At 55.5% G+C, this 328-nt stretch carries 1 rRNA gene (cut by a window edge); it reads left to right on the forward strand.

Annotated elements, in window-relative coordinates:
* Positions 1-328: ribosomal RNA gene (locus ACFSO0_RS19755) — 23S ribosomal RNA — on the forward strand (its annotated part extends 384 nt beyond the left edge of the window); the annotation flags it as partial.

Raw genomic sequence — 328 nt, forward strand, 5'->3', positions numbered from 1 at the left:
AAGTGAGAATCTTGTCCACCGAAAGCCTAAGGGTTCCTGGGGAAGGCTCGTCCTCCCAGGGTTAGTCGGGACCTAAGCTGAGGCCGAAAGGCGTAGGCGATGGACAACAGGTTGATATTCCTGTACCACCTTATGTTCCGCTTGAGCAATGGCGTGACGCAGGAGGATAGGGCGAGCGGCCTACTGGATGGCCGTCCAAGCAGCAAGCTTGGTGTGTAGGCAAATCCGCACACCGTAAGGGCAAGCTGTGATGGCGAGGGAAATTACAGTACCGAAGTCCCTGATTTCACACTGCCAAGAAAAGCGTCTAGCGAGGAACAAGGTGCCC

Source organism: Brevibacillus sp. GCM10020057, assembly GCF_042683565.1.
Taxonomy (GTDB): domain Bacteria; phylum Bacillota; class Bacilli; order Brevibacillales; family Brevibacillaceae; genus Brevibacillus.